Origin of the sequence: Streptomyces sp. NPDC057253 (assembly GCF_042669125.1) — a bacterium.
GTDB lineage: Bacteria > Actinomycetota > Actinomycetes > Streptomycetales > Streptomycetaceae > Streptomyces.
Window position 1 is genome coordinate 1 of the sequence record NZ_JBHUXV010000136.1, and the last position, 22,512, is coordinate 22,512.

Sequence of the window (22,512 nt, forward strand, 5' to 3'; positions counted from 1 at the left end):
CCCCGCCGGGGGGGGCCGCCCCGCGGCGCGGTTCGGGCACCGGTGCGGTGGTGGGGGAGGAAGCACGATGATTCCGGGAACGGCCGGCGGTACGGCGGCACTCGACTCCGGCACCCGTGAACTGACGCGCGTCGTCGCGCTGTTCAGCCTGACCGGGCGGCTGGACCCCCAACTCCCCGCGCTGGGCAGCCTCGTCGACACCTTCGACTTCGGCCGCTTCGCCCTGCACCTGACGTCCAGCGAGGGCGTACTGCCCGTGCCGGTGCTCGTCGAGGACGTGCCCCCGGGTGAACTGGGGCTGCCGCACGGCGACCACGGCCTCGACCTCGCCGCCCTCCAGATCGCCGTCGTCGCCACCCCGCGCGGGGACGTCACCCTGGCGCTCGACTGCGGATTCGCCGGGCAGACGCCTCCCGAGGCGCTCGCGGCCTGGCTCGCCGACACCTGCTTCGACCGGGACCGGATCACGCTCGGCGCCGGCACCCTGCTCGACTCGCTGGGCGGCCGCCTCGCCCCGCTGGAGCCGCTCGCCTTCGGCCAGAACGTCCACCAACTGGTCTTCCCCGGCGGGGACTTGAAGAACGACCTGCTCGACTCCGACGAGAGTCGGCTGCCCGCCCTGCTGAACGAGATCGTCTACCGGGGCAGGCTGTCCACGTCCGAGCCGCCCCACCTCAGGAGGAACGGCCGCACCCTCTCCGCGCACGGCCGCGGGGTCTCCGTGCACGCCGGCTGGGCCGAGCACGTGGAGAACGGTCTGACCCTGGTCGCCATCGGCATGGTCTCCGCGCTCGCCGTCCTCCAGCGCACCCGGCTGGCCGCCTTCGAGACCATGCGCGCCAACGAACGGACCGCGGCCGAGTCGCCGTACGAGATCCGCAGGCTGATCTCCCGGCTCTCCGACGGGGTCAACGAACTCCAGCTGGACCTGGCCTTCGGTGTCGAGGCGTACGTCGACAGCCTGCTGATCCCGGAGATGGTCATGGAGGCCTTCCAGTCCTCGCTGCGGGACGCGTTCGGCATCCCCGCCAGCCTGGACAACTCGGCCCGCATGGTCGAGCGCCTGACCTCGGTGATCAGCGCCCGCTCCGCGGCCCTGGACGCCGAGCTCGCGGAGCGCGACGACCGCAGGGACCGTACGCTCTCGGCGCTGGTCGCCGTGGCCACGGGGATCGCGCTGCCGCCGACGCTGCTGCTCGCGTTCTTCGGGGCCAACGCCTCCGACGTGGACAACCGGCGCTCCATGTTCGACGCCCACTACCTCCCGGCCTACCTGCTGGCCGGGCTGCCCTTCATCGCCCTCGCGGTGATCGGATACCTCCTGCTCAGGCGGATCAGCCGCCGCTCCGGCTCCCTGCTGGGCTCCCGGTCGGCACAGGCGGGCACGCCGGGGTACTCGTCACAGCGGGGCCCTACGCGCCATTGACAAGAGCGCACTCAAGTTTTGTGCTGGAGTGCGGGACGGCTCCCTTGCGGAACTCCTGGGCGGAACTCCGGGCGGAACTCCTGGCGGAAGGGGACAGCGATGGGACGGGCGGTCGGGATCGATCTCGGGACCACGAACTCGGTGGTGGCCGTGCTGGAGGGCGGTGAACCCACGGTCGTCGCCAACGCGGAGGGTGCCAGGACCACCCCCTCGGTCGTGGCCTTCGCCAAGAACGGCGAGGTGCTGGTGGGCGAGGTCGCCAAGCGGCAGGCCGTCACCAACGTCGAGCGCACCGCGCGCTCCGTGAAGCGGCACATGGGCGACGGCAGCTGGCGCTTCCCGGACCAGGGCTCCGTCGACGGCACCCGCTACCGGGCCCAGGAGCTGTCCGCGCGGGTCCTGCAGAAGCTGAAGCGGGACGCCGAGTCCTATCTCGGCGAGGACGTCACCGACGCGGTGATCACCGTCCCCGCCTACTTCGACGACACCCAGCGCCAGGCCACCAAGGAGGCCGGCGAGATCGCGGGCCTGAAGGTCCTCAGGATCATCAACGAACCCACGGCGGCAGCGCTGGCGTACGGCCTGGACCGCGGCGAGGAGCAGACGGTCCTGGTCTTCGACCTCGGCGGCGGCACCTTCGACGTCTCCCTGCTGGAGATCGGCGACGGCGTCATCGAGGTCAAGGCGACCAACGGCGACACTCACCTCGGCGGCGACGACTGGGACCACCGGATCGTGGAACACCTGGTCAAGCGCTTCAAGGGGCAGTACGGCGTCGACCTCGGCAACGACAAGATGGCGCTCCAGCGGCTCCGCGAGGGGGCCGAGAAGGCGAAGATCGAGCTGTCCTCGTCCTCCGAGACCACGATCAACCTGCCCTACATCACCGCCTCCGCCGAGGGCCCCCTGCACCTCGACGAGAGGCTGACCCGCGCCCAGTTCCAGGAGCTCACCGCCGACCTCCTCGACCGCTGCAAGACGCCCTTCCACCAGGCGGTCAAGGACGCGGGCGTCAAGCTGGACGTGATCGACCACGTGATCCTCGTCGGCGGCTCGACGCGGATGCCCGCGGTGACCGACCTGGTCAAGGAGCTCACCGGCAAGGACCCGCACAAGGGCGTCAACCCGGACGAGGTCGTGGCGGTCGGCGCGGCCCTCCAGGCGGGCGTCATCCGCGGTGACGTGAAGGACGTGCTGCTGCTCGACGTCACCCCGCTGTCCTTGGGGATCGAGACCAAGGGCGGCATCATGACCAAGCTCATCGAACGCAACACCACGATCCCCACCCGCCGCTCGGAGATCTTCACCACCGCCACCGACAACCAGCCCTCGGTGGGCATCCAGGTCTACCAGGGGGAACGGGAGATCGCCGCGTACAACAAGAAGCTCGGCGTCTTCGACCTCACCGGTTTGCCGCCCGCGCCCCGGGGCGTCCCCCAGATCGAGGTGGCCTTCGACATCGACGCCAACGGCATCATGCACGTCTCGGCGAAGGACCTGGCCACCGGGCGCGAACAGAAGATGACGGTGACGGGCGGCTCGGCGCTCCCCAAGGACGACATCGACCGCATGATGCGCGAGGCCGAGCAGTACGCCGAGGAGGACCGGGGCCGCCGCGAGGCCGCCGAGACCCGCAACCAGGCCGAGCAACTCGTTTACCAGACCGAGAAGTTCGTCCGCGAGAACGACGACAGGGTCCCCGCCGACACCAAGGCGGAGGTCGAGTCCGCGGTCGCCGACCTCAAGCGTCTGCTGGAGGAGAACGCGGAGACGAACACCCTCCGCGACGGCGTGGAGAAACTGGCCTCCGTCAGCCAGAAGATGGGCCAGGCCCTGTACGCCCAGGCCCAGCAGCAGCCGCCCCAGGACGGGCCGGCCACCGCGTCACCCCAGGACGAGGAGGGAGTCGTCGACGCGGAGATCGTGGACGACGACAAGGACCAGAGGGGCGGGGCCGCCTGAGACTCAAGGGCGCGCCCCGCTCGGCAGGGTGGCGCACACCGCGTCCAGGACGGACGCGTACGGGGTGCCGAAGTCGCCGAGGCGGGACCGCAGTTGCTCCAACCCGCCCCGGTGCCCGGTGAGCAGACCGGTGTCCCCGGTCCGGGCGGTGAACTCCAGCACCGCGGGCAGGAAGTCCGGCGGTTCCTCACCGGTCAGCTCCAGACCGGCCGCCCGGTACAGCTCCTTGAACCGCACCGGCGGCATCCCGCGCCGCCGGGTGTCCGCGTCCTGCCACCGGCTCAGATGCAGACTGTGCCGGTCCTCGGCGTCGAAGACCCGGACGTAGTGCGCCGCCAGTTCCCGCGCGGGCGTCACCGCCGCGTGGTCGACGAACTCCCGCAGCTGCGGGGCCGCTTCCCGCAGCAGCGGCAGCCGCGCGCGGAAGTCGTCGTCGGGATACGTCAGGCAGAGCGCCGCCGCCTGGTACAGCACCGCATCCGAGGGCATCCGGGTCTCCTCAGCGTCGTCGGTGGTCCGCCGCCGGGGTGCCGGTCACGCGTGCTCCCTCTTCGCCGGCCCACGGCTGCTTCGAACCTAGGGCGGGGCGCGGGAGCGCACCCGTTCACGGCACCCGTACGGGTCAGACCTTGCGCGCCACCCCCGCGTAGACCGGCACGATGCCCTCAGCCTGCGCCGCCACGTCCTCCGGACCCGGCCGCCAGCCCGACACCGGGATCACACCGGGGCCCAGCAGCTCCAGACCGTCGAAGAAACGGGAGAACTCGGCGAGCGAACGGGGGAAGAAGGGGGTGCCGCTGCGCCGGAACTGCTCGGCGGCCTTCTCGATGGCCTGGGGGCTGAGATCGGGCGTGACCTGCGAGAGGATCACGAAACTGCCCGGGGCGAGCTCGGCCACGTACCGCGCGAGGAGGTCGTACGCCTCGTCGCCCAGATAGTGCGTGAGCGCGACCAGGGACAGGGCGACCGGCCGCGTGAAGTCCAGAGTCTCGGCGGCCAGCCGCAGGATGGTGTCCGGATCGCGGACATCCGCGTGGACGTAGTGCGTGGCGCCCTCGGGGGTGCTGTGCAGCAGGGCCTGGGCGTGCCGCAGCACGATCGGGTCGTTGTCCGCGTACACCACCCTCGACTCCGGGGCGACCTCCTGGGCCACCTGGTGCAGGTTGGGCTCGGTGGGGATGCCGGTGCCGATGTCCAGGAACTGGCGGATCCCGTCCTCGGCGGCCGTCCGCACCGCCCGCTGCATGAACCGGCGGTTGGCACGCGCCCCGCGCATCACCGTGCCGTCCACGGCGAGGATCCGGCGGGCCAGTTCCTCGTCCACCGGGTAGTTGTCCTTGCCGCCCAGCCACCAGTCGTAGACCCGCGCCGGGTGCGGGCGGCTGGTGTCGATTCTGGGCGCGTCGGATTCGGTCATGCGGTGTGTCCTCCCCTGGGTCGTGATGCCTGTGCTCAGAAGTCCTCGCGGCGCTCCCGCAGCAGCTTCTTGGTGCGCTCGGCCGACGCGGCCCGCGCCGACATGTGGTCGAGGACCTCCAGATGCGTGGCGACCTCGCGGCGGGAGTCGAGGTACAGCGCGCCGGTCAGGTACTCGGTGAAGACCATGTCGGGCAGCTCCGGCTCGGTGAAACGGAACAGCGAGAAGGGCGCGTACGTCCCCGGGTGCGGGCCGTCCTCGAACTCGCACACCTGGAGCGTGACCCGGTCGCGCTCGGCGAACTCCAGCAGTTTGTCGAGCTGTTCGCGCATCACCTCGGAGCGGATGCTCACCGGGCGGCGCAGCACCGTCTCGTCCATGATCGCCCACAGGTGGGGCGGGTTCGGGCGTTCGAGGAGCTTCTGGCGGGCCATCCGCAGCGACACGTGCCGCTCGATCGCCTCCGTCCCGGACTGTCCGATCGTCCCGGCCCGCATGACGGCACGCGCGTAGTCCTCGGTCTGGAGCAGACCGGGCACGAAGTGCGGCTCGTAGGAGCGGATGATCCCGGCCGCGCCCTCCAGGCTCACATAGAGGCTGAACCACTCGGGCAGCACGTCGTGGAACCGCTGCCACCAGCCGGGCTTGTTGGCCTCCTCGGCCAGCCCGACGAACGCCTCGACCTGGTCCACGGGGACGCCGTAGGTCTCCAGAAGCACCTGGACGTAGGGGATCTTCAGGGCGACCTCGGCCATTTCCATCCGCCGCACGGTCGCGGGGGCCACCCGCAGGACCTGCGCGGCCTCCTCGCGCTTGAGGCCGGCCGCCTCCCGCAGTTCCTGCAGCCGTCTGCCGAGCACCACCTGGCCCACGGTCGGCGCAGGCCGCCGCTCACTCACGCCACGCCTCCCCTACGCGTCGAAGCTTGCGTGCAGTGTGTCATGTCCGGTGCGGGCTCACCGGTCGCGCTCGCCTCCTTCCTTACCTCCCGCGTCATCGACGGGCGGGCGCAGGAGCGGGATCGTGGTGCCCACGGGTCCCGGGCCGGCGCACTCCGGTCCGGGATCCGCTCAGGGCAGCAGCGTGTGCAGGTACTTGACCGTCGCGGGGTCGGCCGGGAGGAAGGTCTCGATGGCCAGCTCGGCGACGGTCACGTCCATGGGGGTGTTGAAGGTGGCCGTGGAGGAGATGAAGGACAGCGTGCGGCCCTCGTGCTCGATCCGCATCGGGAGGGCGAAGTAGGGGACGGGCTCGGCGGGTCGGGGACCAGAGTCCTCCCGCTCCCCCGGCACCTCCGCCACCTCCGGCACCGGATAGGCCGCCACCTCCTCGTACAGCGCACGCAGTCGCTCGGAGCGGCGCAGGGCGATCTGCCGCCGCATCTGTTCCAGCAGATGCCCACGCCACTCGCGCAGGTTGCGGATGCGCGGGGCGAGGCCCTCGGGGTGCAGGGTGAGCCGCATGGTGTTGAGCGGGGGCCGGAGCAGGTGCTCCGGGATGCCGTCGAGGAGCATCGTGATCCCGCGGTTCGCGGCCACGACGTGATAGGAGGCGTCGAACACCAGGGCCGGGTAGGGTTCGTAGCCCTGGATCAGCCGCTCGATGCCCTCGCGTACGGCGTCCAGGGCCGGGGCGTCCAGCGGGGTCTCCGGGTAGCGCGGGGCGTAACCGGCCGCCAGCAGCAGCGCGTTGCGCTCACGGACGGGCACCTCCAGATGCTCGGCGAGCCGCAGCACCATCTCCTCGCTCGGCCGCGACCGCCCCGTCTCGACGAAACTGATGTGCCGAGCACTGGAATCCGCCCGCAACGCCAACTCCAGTTGACTGACCCGCCGTTGCTCCCGCCAGGCCCGCAGGAGGGGGCCGACTCCCTGGTCGGCGGGGGTGGTGTCGGCGGAGGGGACCATGGTCATGGGTACGACGGTAGTCGAGGAGTGGGCACAGGATTGGGCCGCGGACCATGGAGGGCAGCCGCACCGCCCGCGGACCGGGGTCTCCGGCTCGCCGCCCGGGCCACCTCCGCCTGCGCGGTCCGGCGGGCGCCGCCGCTGTCCGTGCGCCACTCGGGTGACGGCGACCAGGGCCGCAGCAGTCGTCCTGTGGCAGCCTGGACAGGAAGCCGACCCCAGTAAGGAGCGAGGTCATGCCCGTCGAACCGTTGTCGCAGAAGGAGATCGAGGACCGGCTCGCGGAGCTGCCCGGCTGGTCGGTCGAGGACGGGCGCCTCGCCCGCTCGTACCGGCTCGCGAACCACTTCGCCGCCACCGCGATGGTCGTGCACATCGCCCAGGTCCAGGAGGAGCTCGACCACCACTCCGACCTCACCCTCGGCTACAACACGGTCGCCCTCACCGTGCACACGCACAGCGCCGGCGGCGCCCTCACCGAGAAGGACTTCGGGCTCGCCCAGCGGGTGGACGCCCTCGCCGCCGGTCACGGAGCCCAGTGAGCCCGTGCTCGACTACGACGAGGAGGCCGACGCCTACGACTCCACCCGCGGCGGTGAGCCCAGGGCCGCCGCGGCCGCCGAGGCGGTGCTCGGCCTCATCCCCGCCGGCACCCGCCGCCTCCTCGACGTGGCCTGCGGCACCGGGATCGTCACCCGCAGGCTCGCCGCCGCCCGGCCCGCCACCCGGGTCACCGGCGCCGACCTGACGTACGGCATGGCCCGGATGGCCGCCGTACGGCTGCCCGGCGCGGTCGTGCTGGCCGACGGCCGTGCGCTGCCGTTCCCCGACGGGGCCTTCGACGCCGTCACCAGCGTGTGGCTGCTGCACCTCCTGGACCGGCCCGAGGACGTCCGGGCCGTGGTCGGCGAGTGCGCCCGGGTGCTCGGACCCGGCGGGGTGTACGTCACCACCGTCGACAAGGCCGCCGCCCACGACGTCGGCAGCGACGTCGACGCCGTCCTCGCCCCGCGCCCGCGCCGCCCGGCCCCGGACGCGGCGCCGCTCGTCGAGTCGTACGCCGCCGCCCACCGACTGCACCCGGCGGGGCAGGCCCGTTTCCCGGGCCGCGGTCAGGGCCGCAGTCCCCGGCGCACCGCCGCCGACCTGCGGCGCGGCTGGTTCACCCGGTTGCCGCCCGGCGACCCGCTCACCGAAGGGTTCGCCGAGCGCCTAGCGGCCCTGCCCGACCAGGAACTCCCGCGCCCGGACCCGGTGTTCAGCGTCCGGGCGTTCCGGAAGGCCGGGTGAAGTCGAACAGCTGCCGGGGAACGGGACGCCTGGGTACGGCATCTGCTCGCGCCCGAAGTCCCGGACCTGGAGGCCTACTTGGCCGACTCGCTGCCCGAAGGGACCACCGGGGGCGGTCGTACGGCTGGCGCCGGGCGTGCAGCCCGCGTCCCGGATGGCCCGAACCATCGCCGAACTGGCCGAAAGATACGGCAACCCGGCCTGAGCGAGCGGCGACTGACGGGTCGTAACCCGTCCGCCCCCACCGCTCGGAGGTTCATCCCGTGCAGCACCCGCACCCGCACCGACCCCCGCACCGCAGAGGCCGAGTCCTCCTCTCGGCGACCACCACCGCAGTCGCCCTCCTGGCCGCAGGTCTCACCGCGCTCTCGCCCGGCAGGGCCGAGGCCGCCACCGCCCGCCAGGTCGAGAAGCTCGACCGGGGCGTGGTCAGCGTCCACACCGACGCCGGCAACCTGGTCAGCTGGCGCTGGCTCGGCACCGACCCCAACGACGTGTCCTTCAACGTCTACCGCGCCGGCACCAAGGTCAACCCGGCCCCGATCACCGGCTCCACCAACTACTTCCACTCCGGCGCGCCCGCCCAGGCCGACTACACGGTCCGCGCGATCGTCGGCGGCGTCGAGCAGTCCGACTCGGTCCACGCGGTCCAACTCCGCACCGGCTACACGGACGTGCCGATCAGCCCGCCGGCCGGCGGCACCACCCCCGACGGGGTGGCGTACACCTACGAGGCCAATGACGCGTCCGTGGCCGACCTCGACGGCGACGGGGCGCTGGACTTCGTCCTCAAGTGGCAGCCGACCAACGCCAAGGACAACTCCCAGTCCGGCTACACCGGCAACACGATCCTCGACGGCGTCAAGCTCGACGGCACCCGGCTGTGGCGGATCGACCTGGGCCGCAACATCCGCTCCGGCGCGCACTACACGCAGTTCCAGGCGTACGACTACGACGGCGACGGCAAGGCCGAGGTCGCCGTGAAGACGGCGGACGGCACGGTCGACGGCACGGGCGCGGTGATCGGCAGCTCCTCGGCCGACCACCGCAACTCCAGCGGTTATGTCCTGTCCGGCCCCGAGTACTTGACCATGTTCAACGGGCAGACCGGCAGGGCGATGCAGAGCGTGGACTACGTCCCGGCGCGCGGCACGGTGTCCTCGTGGGGCGACTCCTACGGCAACCGTGTGGACCGTTTCCTCGCGGGCACCGCCTACCTGGACGGCGCCCGCCCTTCCCTGATCATGGCCCGCGGTTACTACACCCGTACCGTGATCGCGGCCTGGGACTGGCGGGGCGGAGGCTTCACGCGGCGCTGGACCTTCGACAGCAGCTCCTCGACGAACTCCGGCAAGGGGTACGACGGTCAGGGCTCGCACAGCCTGTCGGTGGGGGACGTCGACAACGACGGCAAGGACGAGATCGTCTACGGCGCGATGGCGGTCGACGACAACGGCAACGGGCTGTGGACCACGAGGACGGGCCACGGCGACGCACAGCACCTCGGCGACCTCGACCCCACCCGCCCGGGCCTGGAGTACTTCAAGGTCTCGGAGTCGACGTCCCAGCCGGCGGAGCTGTACATCGACCCGGTGGACGGCACGGTGAACTGGAAACTGGCGGCCTGCTGCGACAACGGGCGGGGCGTCGCCGGTGACATCTGGGCCGGCAACGACGGTGCCGAGGTCTGGTCGGCCGCCGACTCCTCGATCCGCGACGAGGCGGGCGCGACGAAGGGCCGTGAGCCGTCCTCGGTGAACTTCCTGTCCTGGTGGGACGGCGACCCGGTGCGCGAACTCCTCGACGGCACCCACATCGACAAGTACGGCACCTCCTCGGACACCCGCCTGCTGACCGGCGCCTCGGTCCACTCCAACAACGGCACCAAGGCGACCCCGTCCCTGTCCGGCGACATCCTCGGCGACTGGCGCGAGGAGGTCGTCTGGCCGACGTCGGGCAACACCGCGCTCAGGATCTACTCGACCCCCGTCGAGACGACCACCAGGATCACCACGCTCCTCCACGACACGATGTACCGCACCGGTCTCGCCTGGCAGAACACTGCGTACAACCAACCCCCGCACCCGAGCTTCTTCATCGGCAACGGGATGGCCACGGCACCGCGGCCGACGGTCCACACCCCCTGACGGACAGACGGGTCAGGCCCCGCCCGGCGATCCCGGGCGGGGCCTCTCCGCACGGTGGTTCAGGTCACCGTGCAGCTCTGGTCGCCCACCTTGAACGCGGTCGGCCTCCCGTTCGTCCCCGACCAGCTCCCCGTGAAGCCGAAGCTCACGGACGAGCCCGCCGCCACGTTGGCGTTCCAGCCGACGTTCCTCGCCGTGACCGCCGAGCCGGACTGGACGGACTCGGCGTTCCAGGTCTGGGAGATCGTCTGGCCGTTCGGGAAGGTCCAGCCAAGTGACCAGCCGGACCAGGCACTTGACCCCGTGTTGACCAGCTGGACGTCCGCCTGGAAGCCGCCCGACCACTGGTTGGTGATCCGGTACGTCACCGCGCAGGCGCCCGTCGGCGTCGGATCGGTGGGATCCGTGGGGTCGCTGCCCCCGCCCCCGGTGTCGCCGTAGACGACCCCCCGGCCGTTGGTCGAGACGTACACGCGGCCGTACACCCGGGGGTCGCCCGTGATCGCCGCGCCGGTCCAACCCCACTGGTGGGCGTCGTCGTTGACGCGGGTCCAGCTCGCGCCCTTGTCAGTGGAGCGGAAGATGCCCCGGACCCCGCCGATCTTCGCGCTGGTGTAGAGCGTCTGGTACGACGCCCCCGGCGCCGCCTTCCCGAAGCCGATCGTGTCGGCCTGGCCGACGTTCGCGAGCTTGGTCCAGCTCGCACCGGAGTCGGTCGAGTGCCACAGGCCGTACGCCCCGTCGGCGGCCCCGCCCGCCAGCCACACATCGCCCTTCACCCCGGGCAGCGCCTTGAAGCGCACGCTGTCACCGCTCGGCAGCCCCGTCGCGGCCGACGCCGTGAAGGTCGCGCCGCCGTCCGTACTCACGTAGAACGTCCCGGACTTGAAGCCGTAGAAGGTCTTCGCGTCCACCCGGTCCGACTCCACGATCGCCCCGGCCGGGATGCCGCTCGACGCCGACCACGACGTACCGAAGCCCGTCGTGTACCGCACTCCGCTGCCGTCCGGGCTCCACACGAACCGGCTGCCGTCCGAGGCGGCGGCCACCGTCCCGCCCCCGCTCACGCCCGAAGGGTCGGTCCCCGCGAACCAGTTGGCGCCGTTGTCCGTCGAGAACGCGATGTGCGGACCGGAGTCCAGGTTGCCCACCCGCACGACCGTGTTCGGGTTGGTCTCCGCGAAGTCCAGGCTCGTGGTCGTGGTGAAGTTCGGCTGGGTGAACATCATCGACGGGACCTTGGTGAGGTCCGTGTGCCGGAAGCCGCCGATGTCACCGAGGGCGCTCAGCAGCGGGGCGCCCGAGGGCGGCGACGCCAGGTCGTTGACCGCCGTCTCCTCCAGCCCCTGCACCATCGGTCTGATCGTGAACCGGCTGCCGGAGTCCCAGTTCGTGAGGTTCTCCGTGCCGTAGACCGTCGCTCCCGTCCCGTACATCATCCGGTTCGAGTTGAACGGGTCGATCTCCAACGACTCGGTCATCCAGCCGAGTTTGGGCGTCTGCTCGGGCGGTGACGGATTCGCTCCCCACGTCAGCCACGGCGAGGAGGAGACGTCCATGGTGTAGCGGTTGGCGCGGTCGGGGTACGAGGTGTAGTCCCAGGCCCGCGTCCAGGTCGCCCCGCTGTCCGTGGAGCGGAAGATCTGGGTGTCCGGCCACCAGGAGCTGTACGCGGTGGCCATCACCGTCCCGGGCCGCTGCCGGTCCACCGTCAGACCGCTGAAGCCGTAGTAGGTGTCCGCCTCCGCGACCGGGCTGATGTTCGTCCAGGTGCCGGTCGCCGTCGCGTACCGCCACACCTGGCCCTTGCCGCCGTCGTACGGCCCGCCCTTGTCGCTGTACGTGAGGTACAGGTAGCCGTTCACCGTGTCCAGGACGCCCTTGTGCGCCAGATGTCCCGTCGGCTGTCCGGCGAGCCTGCTCCAGGTCGCACCGCCGTCCGTCGACCGGTACACCGAGTTCTGGAGGTCGGCGACCCCGACGTAGAGCGTCTGCGTCGCGGTCCCGGACGTGCCCGTCCGCTCGTCGAAGGTGACCCAGACGATGCCCTGGTTGTCACTGGCGTAGCCGCTGGTGTCGCTCGGATCCTGCTGGTAGGTGCCGACGTTGGGGAAGTTCGCCACCTGCGACCAGGTCACCCCCGAGTCGGTCGACCGCCACAGCCCCTTGCCGCTGGGCGCGCCCAGGTACAGCACGCTGTTCCGGTTCGGGTCGACGGCAAGCCGCTCACCCATGCCCCGCCCCGGCATGTTGCCGCCGAGCTTGAAGGGCAGCACGGTCCTCTGCCAACTGGCACCCCGGTCGGAGGAGCGCATGACCGCCCCGTTCTTGGGATCCCAGCTGTTGGTGTACGTTCCCACGGCCGCGTACACCTTGTTCGGGTCCACGGAGTCGGAGGCCAGGCTGACCACCCCGGTGTGCCCCCAGTCCTCCCAGCCGACCGAGTCCAGCAGCGGCGTCCAGGTCTTCGACGACTCCTGCCAGCGATAGGCCCCGCCGATGTCCGTGCGGGCGTAGGCGAGGTTCTTCTCCTTGCGGTTGAAGACGATGCCCGGCACGAATCCGCCGCCGTCGATCCGGGCGTTCTTCCAGGTGTACGTGTCGGCGGCGAGCGCCGCCTTCGAGCCGCTGCCGGCGGCCAGGGCGGGCGGCGTGCCCGCGAGCAGCCCGGCCGCGAGCGCGAGCACGGCCGTGAGAATGCGGGTTCTTCGCACGGGGGGGTCCTTTCCGGAAAGGGGGAGAGTGTGGGGGGTAAGCGCTTTCCGTACGGCGCGAGAGGTGCCGGGCGACCCCCAGTGCGGGAGGGGGCCACCCGGCCGATCGGCCCCGCCGTCCGGTGGCGGAGCCTCGTACGTGGAGCCTTCGAGCGGTTCCATCGGAACAGGCGGTACGTGGTGCACCCCTTCAGGGGCGCGGGGAACTGCGCGACCAGCCACGTCGGACCCGCAGTCGAACGACCACCCGACCCGCGGAGCGCCCGGCGGGGGCTATTCGAGCAGCTCCGCGTACGAACCCATGGCCAAGGCGATGTCCGCCTGAGCCCAGAACCGGTGATACGTGAACGACGGCACCGCACCGCCCGCGAGATACGCCTCGATCTTCGACCAGGCGGGATCGTCCTCGTAGAACGACCGGATGGACGCGAAGGTCGAGGACGAGTTGATCGCGTCCCCGTTCGGCATCGTCCCGGTCCACCCGCTCGGCACGTACACCGAGTCGTCGAACCGGTTGTAGTCCGCGCGCGACTCCGGCACCGCGATCCCCAGGCTGTCCTGGTAGTTGTTCCACATGCCGTCCAACAGCGACTTCGCGGTCGCGGCGGCGGCCGTGTCACCGCTGCGGTCCGCGTAGTACGTCAGCGTCTTGGCGTACGCGGCGGCCACCCCGACGTCGTTCGTGTAGTCGGCCACGGTGACATGCAGCCCGCTGTTGGCGCCGGGACTCGACGCGTTCCAGGTGTCGGGCTGCCCCGACCACTGAAGCGTCGACGGGATCCGGTACGTGCCGTCCGGGTTGATCGTGGTCTTGGACAGCGCCCACTTCACCCACTTGTCGAGCACCGCCTTGGCCTGCGCGTTCCCCGTCTGCTGGTAGTACTCGGCCACCCGCTCCATCGACCACGCCTGGAAGCCGAACCACTGGTTGGACGGCGGGTCGTGGTAGACGGGCTGCTCGTCGTAGTACATGCCGTAGAAGGTCGACTTGCCGGCCGGGGGAGTGGCGTAGCGGCCGGCCCAGCTGTTGGTCGCACCGCCCGCGATGGCACCCTCGTCGGACTGGAGCCAGCGGTAGAACTCCAGCTGCCGGGACAGCGAGGTGTTCCAGTCCGCCGCGCCCGTGGCCGACTTGGGCTTGAGGTCGGCGTAGGAGCTCAGCGCGTACGCGGCCATCGGGTTCTGGTAGCCGCCGTGCGCGTGGCTGGAGCCGATACGCCAGGCCCAGCCCGCCGAGGTGTCGGTCGCGCCGCCCCAGGCGTAGTACCAGGAGAGCAGGTACATCGAGGAGTTCTTGCCGCTGCCGGCCGGGCAGGCCGCCGGACCGACACAGTTGCCGATCTTCTTGAAGTACTTATCGTACATGGCGTAGCGCAGATAGTCGCCCATCTTCGCGGCCTTGCCCACGGTCGCGGAGACGTCGGAGCCCTTGCCCTGCTGCTTGGCCCAGATGTCGGCCCAGTAGGCGGCCTGCACGGCCCGCGCGTCGGCGTCCGGGGCGTTGGTGAACTTCCACTGCCTCGCGTAGGAGGAGTCACCGGTGAACAGGTCCAAGTACCCGTTCTTGCCACCGTACTTGAAGGCGTCGCAGGTAGGCTGCGGCACCGTCTCCCACACCGACTCCTGCGCACCGCGCTGGAAGGTGTTGATGTACGACGGTCCGGTGTCCGCAGGTCCGGCCTCGCACTTGCCGGGCGAGTTGCCGTAGCCGTAGACGTTGTCGACGTCCTGGAGCCAGTGCATGCCGTAGATGTCGTCCGTGCCGTACGCCGACTTCAGCTCACCGGCGATCGGGTCGGAGCCCACCGAGACCGAGGAGTCCAGCTTCGCCGGGTACTCGTTCGGGGTGTCCAGCTCGGGCGCGTAGGTGGCCGGCTTGGACGCGTTGTAGAAGGAGTTGGTCGGCTGGTCGGCGTGCGTGGGGATCATGTACTTCTCCATGATGTCCCAGGCACCGTTGAACTTGGACCAGTCGCCGGTCACCTTGCCGTACATCGCCTGGAGCCACAGGAGGTAGCTGTACGCCTCCGACGTGGTCTCGTGGCCGTGGTCCGGCGCCTCGACGATCAGTGTCTCGACCGAGTGGTAGGGGATGCCCTCGGGGGAGAAGTAGCCGTTCGCCGGGTTGGTGATCTTGCCGTCAGATCCAGGAAGCGGGCGTTGTACGTGCCCGTCGCCGCGATCTGGGTGACGTTCACCGAGGCCTTCGCGTGGCCGGTCGCCGTCGACTCGAAGGTGGCCGCACCCGTCCCGGAGGCGTTGCCGGTGATGGTGACCGTCTGCGCGGTGTTCCAGTTCGACGGCGTGAAGGTGAGCGAGGCGCCCCCGGTCACCGAAAGGCCGGAGTTGCCGCTCGTGCGGGCGGTAGTGACGGTCACGTCGGCCGAGGGCTGTGTCGACAGCTTCACGGTGTACGTGCCCGACTTGCCCTGCTGGACGGCGAGTTGGGTGGTCGAGGCGACGATCGCGGGACCCGAGGCGACCGTGATGCCGACCGGCGTCGACTCGGCGGACGCGCCCAGGCTGTCGTACGCCTTCGCGAGCAGAGAATGACTGCCCACGGTCAAATTTGAGGCCGAAAGAGAGTACGGCGAGGTCGTGTCCGTACCCAGCAGCGTGGTGTTGTCGTAGAACTCCACCTTGCTGATCGTCGCGTTGTCCGCGGCGGCGGCCGTCGCGGCGAGCGGGACCGCCGTGCCCTGGGTGTAGACCGCGCCCGCGGCCGGGCTGGTCAGCACCGTGATCGGCGGCTGGTGGGCGCCGGTGCAACTGGTGCCGTTGACCGCGAAGTTGGTCGGTGCGGCGTTGCTGCCGCTGTAGGTGAACTGCGCCCCGGTGGAGACGGCGGCGCCCGCGGCGATGGTCGCGTTGTAGCCGGCGTCCCGCACGCTGATGTTCTGGCCGGACTGGGACCAGGTGCCGTTCCAGCCGTTGCTCAGCTTCTGGTTGCCGGCGTAGCCGTACGTCAGGGTCCAGCCGTTGATGGCATCCGTGCCGCGGTTGGTGATCGTCAGGTCCGCGGTGAAGCCGGAGCCCCAGTCATTGGTCTTGTAGTCGACACTGCACTGAACGGCAGCTGCCTGTGCGGGAGTTGAAGACGCACTCAGCATCGCGAACGGCAGTGCCAGGGCCGCCACGACAGCGGTCCACAATCGCCGGACGGTCCGGCGTCTCCTGGTGGGGGGCATTGCTGGTTCCTCCTTGTGCGGCTCGGAGAAGTCAAGGCCTGAACCAGTGGGAGCGCTCCCATAGTGGGGACGAGGGTTCAAGGGGTCAAGGCTCTTGAAGAGTCGAAAAGATTCGACGAACGCGGTTGAGGGAAAGTCAACTGCCCCTCTGTTCTTTGCCGTCACTTGGCGCTAGCTTCGTTGACACCAGTGGGAGCGATTCCATCAGTCGACGCGTCCGTAACAACGCGCTGATCTGCAAGGAGTCGCTCATGCGACACCCCCCGCGTTCAGTACTCTCAGCCGTCGCCGGCGCGGCCGCCCTCATCGGGTCCGTGACGGTTCCGGCAGTCACGGCGTCCGGCGCCGCACCCCCCTGCTCGGTGGAGTACACCGTCACCAGCCAGTGGGACAGCGGCTTCCAGGGGGCCGTGAGAATCACCAACAACAGTGCCGCCATGAGCGGTTGGAGCCTCTCCTTCGGCTTCGCCGGCGGTCAGAAGCTCACCCAGGGCTGGAACGCGAAGTGGTCCCAGTCCGGTACGACGGTCACCGCGGTCAACGAGAGCTACAACGGCTCCCTGGCCACCGGGGCGAGCGTCAGCGCCGGGTTCACCGCGTCCTGGTCCGGGAGCAACGCCGTACCCACGTCGTTCAAGCTCAACGGCACGGCCTGCAACACGGATACCGAACCCACGCCCACGCCTACGCCTGAGCCGACGGACCCCGCCCAGGGCGCGCCCCCCGTTCTGCGCGTCCAGGGCAACAAGCTCGTGGACTCCGGCGGTGCCACCCGCCGGCTGCTCGGCGTCAACCGGTCCGGCGGCGAGTTCATGTGCGTCCAGGGGCGCGGCATCTTCGACGGACCGGTCGACGACGCCTCGGTGAAGGCGATCGCCGACTGGAAGGCCAACACGGTCCGTATTCCCCTCAACGAGGAGTGCTGGCTCGGTCTGTCCAACATCAACCCCGCCTACGCCGGGGCGAACTACATCAACGCCGTCAAGGACCTGGTCGCCAAGGTCAAGGCCCACGGCATGACACCCGTGGTCGAACTCCACTGGACCTACGGGCAGTACACCGGGAACTCCGCCGGCTGCTCCGACGTGCACGCCAGTTGCCAGAAGCCGATGCCCGACATGCAGTACACGCCCTCCTTCTGGGCGTCGGTGGCGGGCACCTTCAAGAACGACCGCAGCGTCGTCTTCGACCTGTTCAACGAGCCCTACCCGGACCGCGCCACCCCCACGACCACCCAGGCGTGGCAGTGCTGGCGGGACGGCGGCACCTGCCCCGGTATCCCGTACCAGGTCGCCGGTATGCAGGATCTCGTCGACAGCGTCCGGGGCACCGGCGCCACCAACCTGATCCTGGCCGGCGGGATCGCCTACTCGAACGACCTCAGCCAGTGGCTGACGTACAAACCGTCCGACCCGGCGGGCAATCTCGCCGCCGCCTGGCACGTGTACAACTTCAACACCTGCTCGAACGAGAGCTGCTGGAACTCCACGCTCGCCCCGGTGGCCGCGCAAGTGCCGCTCGTGGCGGGGGAGATCGGCGAGAACACCTGCTCCCACGGCTTCATCGACCAGGTCATGAAGTGGTTCGACGCCCGCGGCCTGTCGTATCTCGGCTGGACCTGGAACACCTGGGACTGCTCCTCCGGGCCCGCCCTGATCAGCGGCTACGACGGCACACCCACAGCGTTCGGCACCGGGCTGCGTGACCATCTGCGCGCCCTGAACGGATAGCACCCGCTCGACGCACAGCACCGCTCGACGCACAGCACCCGCTCGACGGACAACACCCGCGACCGAGAAGGAAACCCGCACTCATGAGTCGTACGAGAACAGCGCTCCTCGCTGCCCTGGCGCTGGTCGCCGGAGCCTCCGGGACCGCCCTCGCCGTGGTCCCCGGGGACGTCGGCATCGCCGCGATCCCCTGCAGCGTGGACTACAAGGTGCAGAACGACTGGGGCACCGGCTTCACCGCCAACGTGACGATCACCAACAACGGCGCCGCCAAGAGCAGTTGGGCGGTCAAGTGGTCGTACGCCGGAAACCAGAAGATCACCAGCGGCTGGAACGCGAAGGTCACCCAGAGCGGGACGGCCGTCACCGCCGCCAACGAGAGCTACAACGGCACGCTCGCCACCGGCGGTTCGACCAGCTTCGGCTTCCAGGGCACCTACAGCGGCACCAACGCCGTCCCGGCCACCTTCACCCTCGACGGTGTGACCTGCAACGTCGACGACGGTGGCGGCGGCCCGACGAACCCGCCGGACCCCGGCACCGGCAGCCGTGTCGACAACCCGTACTCCGGCGCCAAGGTCTATGTGAACCCGGAGTGGTCCGCCAATGCCGCCGCCGAGCCCGGCGGCAGCAGGATCGCCAACCAGCCCACCGGTGTGTGGCTGGACCGGGTCGCCGCGATCGCCGGCGCCGGCGGGAAGATGGGCCTGCGGGCGCACCTCGACGAGGCCCTGAGGCAGAAGGGCAGCGGCGAGCTCGCCGTCCAGCTGGTGATCTACGACCTGCCGGGTCGCGACTGTGCCGCGCTCGCCTCCAACGGTGAGTTCGGTCCGACGGACATCGACAAGTACAAGACGCAGTACATCGACCCGATCGCCGCGATCCTCGCCGATCCCAAGTACGCCTCGCTGCGGATCGTCACCACGGTCGAGCTCGACTCGCTGCCGAACCTCGTCACCAACGTCTCGCCCCGGAACACCGCCACCCCCAACTGCGACACGATGAAGACCAACGGCAACTACGTCAAGGGTGTCGGCTACGCGCTGAACAAGCTCGGTGACGTCCCCAACGTCTACAACTACGTGGACGCCGGGCACCACGGCTGGCTCGGCTGGGACGACAACTTCTCGGCGACCGTCCAGACGATCAAGCAGGCGGCGACCGCCGAGGGCGCCACGGTGAACGACGTCCACGGCTTCATCACCAACACCGCCAACTACAGCGCGTTGAAGGAGCCGTACTTCACCATCAACGACTCCGTGAACGGCACGTCCGTGCGCGAGTCGAAGTGGGTCGACTGGAACCGGTACGTCGACGAACTCTCCTATGCCCAGGCCTTCCGTCAGGAGGCCGTGAGCCAGGGCTTCCCCTCGGGCGTCGGCATGCTCATCGACACCTCCCGCAACGGCTGGGGCGGCAGCGCCAGGCCGACCGGTCCCGGCGCCAAGACCGACGTGAACACCTACGTCGACGGCGGCCGTGTCGACCGGCGCCTCAACACCGGCAACTGGTGCAACCAGTCCGGCGCCGGCCTCGGCGAGCGTCCGCAGGCCAGCCCGGCGGCCGGGATCGACGCGTACGTCTGGATCAAGCCGCCGGGTGAGTCCGACGGGGCGAGCAGTGCCATTCCGAACGACGAGGGCAAGGGCTTCGACCGGATGTGCGACCCGACGTACACCGGTAACCCGCGGAACAACAACCACATGTCGGGTGCGCTGCCCAACGCTCCGCTGTCGGGGCACTGGTTCTCGGCGCAGTTCCAGCAGTTGATGCAGAACGCGTACCCCGCGCTCTAGTTGAAACGGGGGCGGTGGTTTTTCGGCTGCGGGTCCGTTGTGGCTGATCGCGCAGTTCCCCGCGCCCCTCGAAGCAATACGCCGCCCGGGGTCTGGTCAGTTCTCTTGGGCCAGGCCCCGGCGGATGGCGAACTCCACCGCTGAGTAGTCGCCGTCGGTTCTGTGCAACTCGTACGGCACCGCCGGGAGTAGTGGTGGCTGGGCCATGAAGCGGGGGTTCGTGCCGTGGTGGGGCTGGGCCGCGTGGACCAGGAAGGGGTGGCAGAGGTAGACGTCGCCCGGGGTGCCGGTGGCGTGGGTGAGGGGGCGGTGTGCTGAGGCCTTGTCCACCTTCGGACCCAACTCCAGGAAGGACGCGCCCTGTTCGCCGTACGGCTCCAGGATCGGCGGTACGTCGAGATGGGAGCCCACCCTGATGCGGGTCGGGGCGTCGGCCTCGGTGACCTCGCTGAACAGGAACAGCATGAGCAGGGCTCGGTCCCTGGAGCGCAGGTTGGTGTGGTACATACCGGGCGGCGCGTCCTCGGGGAGGTAGCTGCCCTCGATGTGCCAGCCCGCGTCGTCCGGTTCCTCCGCGTGCGGAAACCGCAACGGGAAGGTGCCCAGTGAATAGCGGGGCTGCCAGCGGTTCTCGCCGACCAGGAGGTCGAACGCCTCGTGCAGGACGGGCGAGTTGGCCGCCGCCGCGAACGGCCCCTGGGCCATACCGGGCACCCAGACCACCGGATCCTTCCAGGAGGCCGGATCCTCACGGTCGTAGCCCGTCTCCCGCCACAGCAGCGACGCGCAGTGCTGGGCGACGCGGGGCGGGAAAGCGCCCTCGACCTTCACGAATCCGTCTTCGAGGAAGCGCTCCACCAGTTCGTCGTCCATGCGGGTCATGGTGGTGGATGTGCCGCACCGGCGCATCCCCTTTTTCTTTGCGTCCGCTTTGCCGTTGTTTTTGCCGTCCCGGCAACGTCACTGGCCTCTTCGCGGTGCGTCGGCGCACGCTGGTCGCATCCCGAGGAGAGGCTGACCCCATGGCGCACAACCACAACCACAACCACACCCACGATCACGATCACGCCGACATCGACTGGTCCAGGATGGCCGAGCATCTGGAGACCCAGGCGGAACTGTTCACGCCGATGTACGAGCGGGCCCTGGCGTGGCTCGGGCACAAACAGACCGAGCCGGGGCTGATCGTCGACGCGGGGAGCGGGCCCGGGGTGCTCTCCTGTCTGCTCGCCGAGGCGTTCCCAGGGGCTCGGGTCGTCGCCGTCGACGGGGCCGAGCCCTTGCTGGAGCGGGCCCAGGACCGGGCCGCGCGGCTCGGTCTCGCCGACCGCTTCGGCACCCTCGCCGGTGAACTGCCCGGGATCCTCGACGACTTGGACTACCCCGCCGACCTGATCTGGGCCAGCCGGAGCCTGCACCACCTGGGGGACCAGCGGGCCGGGATCGCCGCGTTCGCCTCGCGGCTGGTGCGCGGGGGCACACTGGCGTTGATGGAGGGCGGACTGCCGGCCCGCTTCCTGCCCCGGGACATCGGGATCGGGCGCCCGGGGCTCCAGGCGCGGCTCGACGCGCTGGAGGAGGAGTGGTTCGCCGAGATGCGGGCGGGGCTCGCCGACTCCGTCGCCGAGGTCGAGGACTGGCCGGCGCTGATGGCCTCCGCGGGGCTTCGGCACACGGGTACGCGGAGTTTCCTGCTGGATCTTCCGGCGCCGACGACGGACCGGGCCCGGGCCTACATCGCCGCGTCGTTGGGGCGGTTGCGGGAGGTGTTCGGCGAGCAGTTGGCGTCCGAGGACCGGGAGACCCTTGACCGGCTGCTCGATCCCGAGGACGCGGCGAGTGTGCATCGGCGGGGGGATGTGTTCGTGCTGGCGGTGCACACGGTGCATACCGCTGTGCGGACCGGGTGAGTCGCCGCCCAAGGGGGTGCCGGGGCGGGATTCAGGGCGGCTGCGGGTGGGTTGTGGCTGGTCGCGCCCGCGCGGCGGAGCCGCACATTTGAACAGCCCCGCGCCCCTACGGGGCGCGGATGTACTCGGTGATCAGTCCTGCGGACCCCATCCGGCCGACCGGACCCTCCCGTCGGCATCGCCCGACTACCGCCGTCCCTGCGGTACTTGACTTCGAGAACGCTCCAACTGATGTACTCCCCGTCATCCACGAGAGCTCAGCGGAACACAGGGGGAAACCATGTCCGACGCACCGGTCGCACTCATCACCGGCGGCGGCAGCGGGATCGGCGCCGCGGTCGCACGCCAACTGCTCGACGCGGGCCACCGGGTGGCCGTCACCGGCCGCGGTGAGCCGCGGCTGCGGGCCCTCGCCGCGGAACTCGGTGATCCGGACGGCCTGTTGACCTTCGTCGGCAACGCCGCCGAGTACGGGGACGTCCAGGCCGCCGTCGCCGGCACGCTCAAGGAGTTCGGGCGGCTGGACACCGTGATCGCCAACGCGGGCTTCGCCACGCACGACACCGTGGCCGCGGGCGACCCGGCCGGCTGGGGCGAGATGGTGCTCACCAACGTCCTCGGCCCCGCGCTCCTCATCCGCGCCTCCATCGACGCGCTCAAGGAGACCCGCGGCCGGATCGTGCTGATCGGCAGCGTCGCCGGGTTCATCCACGGGCCCGGCAACATCTACGGGGCCACGAAGTGGGCGGTGACCGGGCTCGCCGAGAACGCCCGCCGTGAGGTCACCGAGTTCGGCGTCGGCGTCACCCTGGTCGCCCCCGGCCGGACGGAGACGCCGTTCTGGGACAGCTACGGCAGCCTGCCGCCCGGCCACCTGCTCACCGCCGAGCAGATCGCCGACTCGGTGGTGTGGGCCGTACGGCAGCCGGAGGGCGTCGACGTCAACACGGTCGTCGTACGGCCGATCGGGCAGCCCGTCTGACGGTCCGCCGACCGGGCGGAAGCCCCCGCGGCAGGTGCCGCAC

15 protein-coding genes and 1 pseudogene are annotated in these 22,512 nt (G+C 70.2%); 9 read left to right on the plus strand and 7 right to left on the minus strand.

The window, feature by feature from the left end:
* The first annotated feature begins 67 nt into the window (after window positions 1-67).
* Both ACFULQ_RS41725 and dnaK read left to right on the plus strand, forming a co-directional pair.
* Window positions 68-1,426, plus strand: a complete 1,359-nt coding sequence (locus ACFULQ_RS41725; protein WP_383554905.1) for a hypothetical protein — start codon at window positions 68-70, stop codon at window positions 1,424-1,426.
* 99 nt (window positions 1,427-1,525) lie between these two features.
* Window positions 1,526-3,388 (plus strand): molecular chaperone DnaK, encoded by a 1,863-nt coding sequence (dnaK, locus tag ACFULQ_RS41730; protein WP_383554908.1) that lies wholly within the window; start codon window positions 1,526-1,528, stop codon window positions 3,386-3,388.
* A 3-nt stretch (window positions 3,389-3,391) separates the two neighbouring features.
* Here the strand turns inward: dnaK and narJ are convergent, their stop codons facing one another.
* The 4 genes from narJ to ACFULQ_RS41750 form a co-directional block, all read right to left on the minus strand.
* Entirely contained in the window at window positions 3,392-3,877 is a 486-nt protein-coding gene (gene narJ / locus ACFULQ_RS41735) for a nitrate reductase molybdenum cofactor assembly chaperone (protein ID WP_383554911.1), read from the minus strand.
* 133 nt (window positions 3,878-4,010) lie between these two features.
* A complete protein-coding gene (locus ACFULQ_RS41740; protein WP_383554914.1) occupies window positions 4,011-4,805 on the minus strand; it encodes an SAM-dependent methyltransferase in 795 nt (264 codons plus the stop codon).
* A gap of 35 nt (window positions 4,806-4,840) precedes the next feature.
* Window positions 4,841-5,704, minus strand: a complete 864-nt coding sequence (locus tag ACFULQ_RS41745) for a helix-turn-helix domain-containing protein (protein ID WP_383554916.1) — start codon at window positions 5,702-5,704, stop codon at window positions 4,841-4,843.
* A 171-nt stretch (window positions 5,705-5,875) separates the two neighbouring features.
* On the minus strand, window positions 5,876-6,718 hold the full coding sequence (locus tag ACFULQ_RS41750; protein WP_383554921.1) for a helix-turn-helix domain-containing protein: 843 nt from the start codon (window positions 6,716-6,718) through the stop codon (window positions 5,876-5,878).
* A gap of 230 nt (window positions 6,719-6,948) precedes the next feature.
* Between ACFULQ_RS41750 and ACFULQ_RS41755 the strand changes: the two genes are divergently transcribed.
* The 3 genes from ACFULQ_RS41755 to ACFULQ_RS41765 all read left to right on the plus strand — a co-directional run bounded on the left by ACFULQ_RS41755 (window position 6,949) and on the right by ACFULQ_RS41765 (window position 10,149).
* On the plus strand, window positions 6,949-7,254 hold the full coding sequence (locus tag ACFULQ_RS41755; RefSeq protein WP_383554924.1) for a 4a-hydroxytetrahydrobiopterin dehydratase: 306 nt from the start codon (window positions 6,949-6,951) through the stop codon (window positions 7,252-7,254).
* Between the two features lie 4 nt (window positions 7,255-7,258).
* Window positions 7,259-8,002 (plus strand): methyltransferase domain-containing protein, encoded by a 744-nt coding sequence (locus ACFULQ_RS41760; RefSeq protein WP_383554927.1) that lies wholly within the window; start codon window positions 7,259-7,261, stop codon window positions 8,000-8,002.
* A 263-nt stretch (window positions 8,003-8,265) separates the two neighbouring features.
* Window positions 8,266-10,149 (plus strand): rhamnogalacturonan lyase, encoded by a 1,884-nt coding sequence (locus ACFULQ_RS41765; RefSeq protein ID WP_383554929.1) that lies wholly within the window; start codon window positions 8,266-8,268, stop codon window positions 10,147-10,149.
* A 59-nt stretch (window positions 10,150-10,208) separates the two neighbouring features.
* On the opposite strand, the gene ACFULQ_RS41770 is transcribed toward ACFULQ_RS41765, so the two are convergent.
* Both ACFULQ_RS41770 and ACFULQ_RS41775 read right to left on the minus strand, forming a co-directional pair.
* Window positions 10,209-12,863 (minus strand): cellulose binding domain-containing protein, encoded by a 2,655-nt coding sequence (locus tag ACFULQ_RS41770; protein WP_383554932.1) that lies wholly within the window; start codon window positions 12,861-12,863, stop codon window positions 10,209-10,211.
* A 273-nt stretch (window positions 12,864-13,136) separates the two neighbouring features.
* A pseudogene (locus ACFULQ_RS41775) lies at window positions 13,137-16,051 on the minus strand (glycoside hydrolase family 48 protein).
* Between the two features lie 251 nt (window positions 16,052-16,302).
* Between ACFULQ_RS41775 and ACFULQ_RS41780 the strand changes: the two are divergent.
* Together ACFULQ_RS41780 and ACFULQ_RS41785 are read left to right on the plus strand one after the other, a co-directional pair.
* Entirely contained in the window at window positions 16,303-17,781 is a 1,479-nt protein-coding gene (locus ACFULQ_RS41780) for a cellulase family glycosylhydrolase (protein WP_383554935.1), read from the plus strand.
* 83 nt (window positions 17,782-17,864) lie between these two features.
* The gene (locus tag ACFULQ_RS41785; RefSeq protein WP_383554938.1) at window positions 17,865-19,577 is read left to right on the plus strand and encodes a glycoside hydrolase family 6 protein; all 1,713 of its coding nucleotides are present in this window, start codon (window positions 17,865-17,867) and stop codon (window positions 19,575-19,577) included.
* A 96-nt stretch (window positions 19,578-19,673) separates the two neighbouring features.
* Here the strand turns inward: ACFULQ_RS41785 and ACFULQ_RS41790 are convergent, their stop codons facing one another.
* A complete protein-coding gene (locus tag ACFULQ_RS41790) occupies window positions 19,674-20,450 on the minus strand; it encodes a phytanoyl-CoA dioxygenase family protein (RefSeq protein ID WP_383554941.1) in 777 nt (258 codons plus the stop codon).
* 149 nt (window positions 20,451-20,599) lie between these two features.
* Here ACFULQ_RS41790 and ACFULQ_RS41795 point away from each other — a divergent pair, with 149 nt between their 5' ends.
* Together ACFULQ_RS41795 and ACFULQ_RS41800 are read left to right on the plus strand one after the other, a co-directional pair.
* On the plus strand, window positions 20,600-21,487 hold the full coding sequence (locus ACFULQ_RS41795; protein ID WP_383554943.1) for a class I SAM-dependent methyltransferase: 888 nt from the start codon (window positions 20,600-20,602) through the stop codon (window positions 21,485-21,487).
* Window positions 21,488-21,767: 280 nt separating this feature from the next.
* Complete coding sequence (locus ACFULQ_RS41800) at window positions 21,768-22,469, plus strand: SDR family oxidoreductase (RefSeq protein WP_383554945.1); 702 nt, start codon at window positions 21,768-21,770, stop codon at window positions 22,467-22,469.
* Window positions 22,470-22,512: the final 43 nt, after the last annotated feature.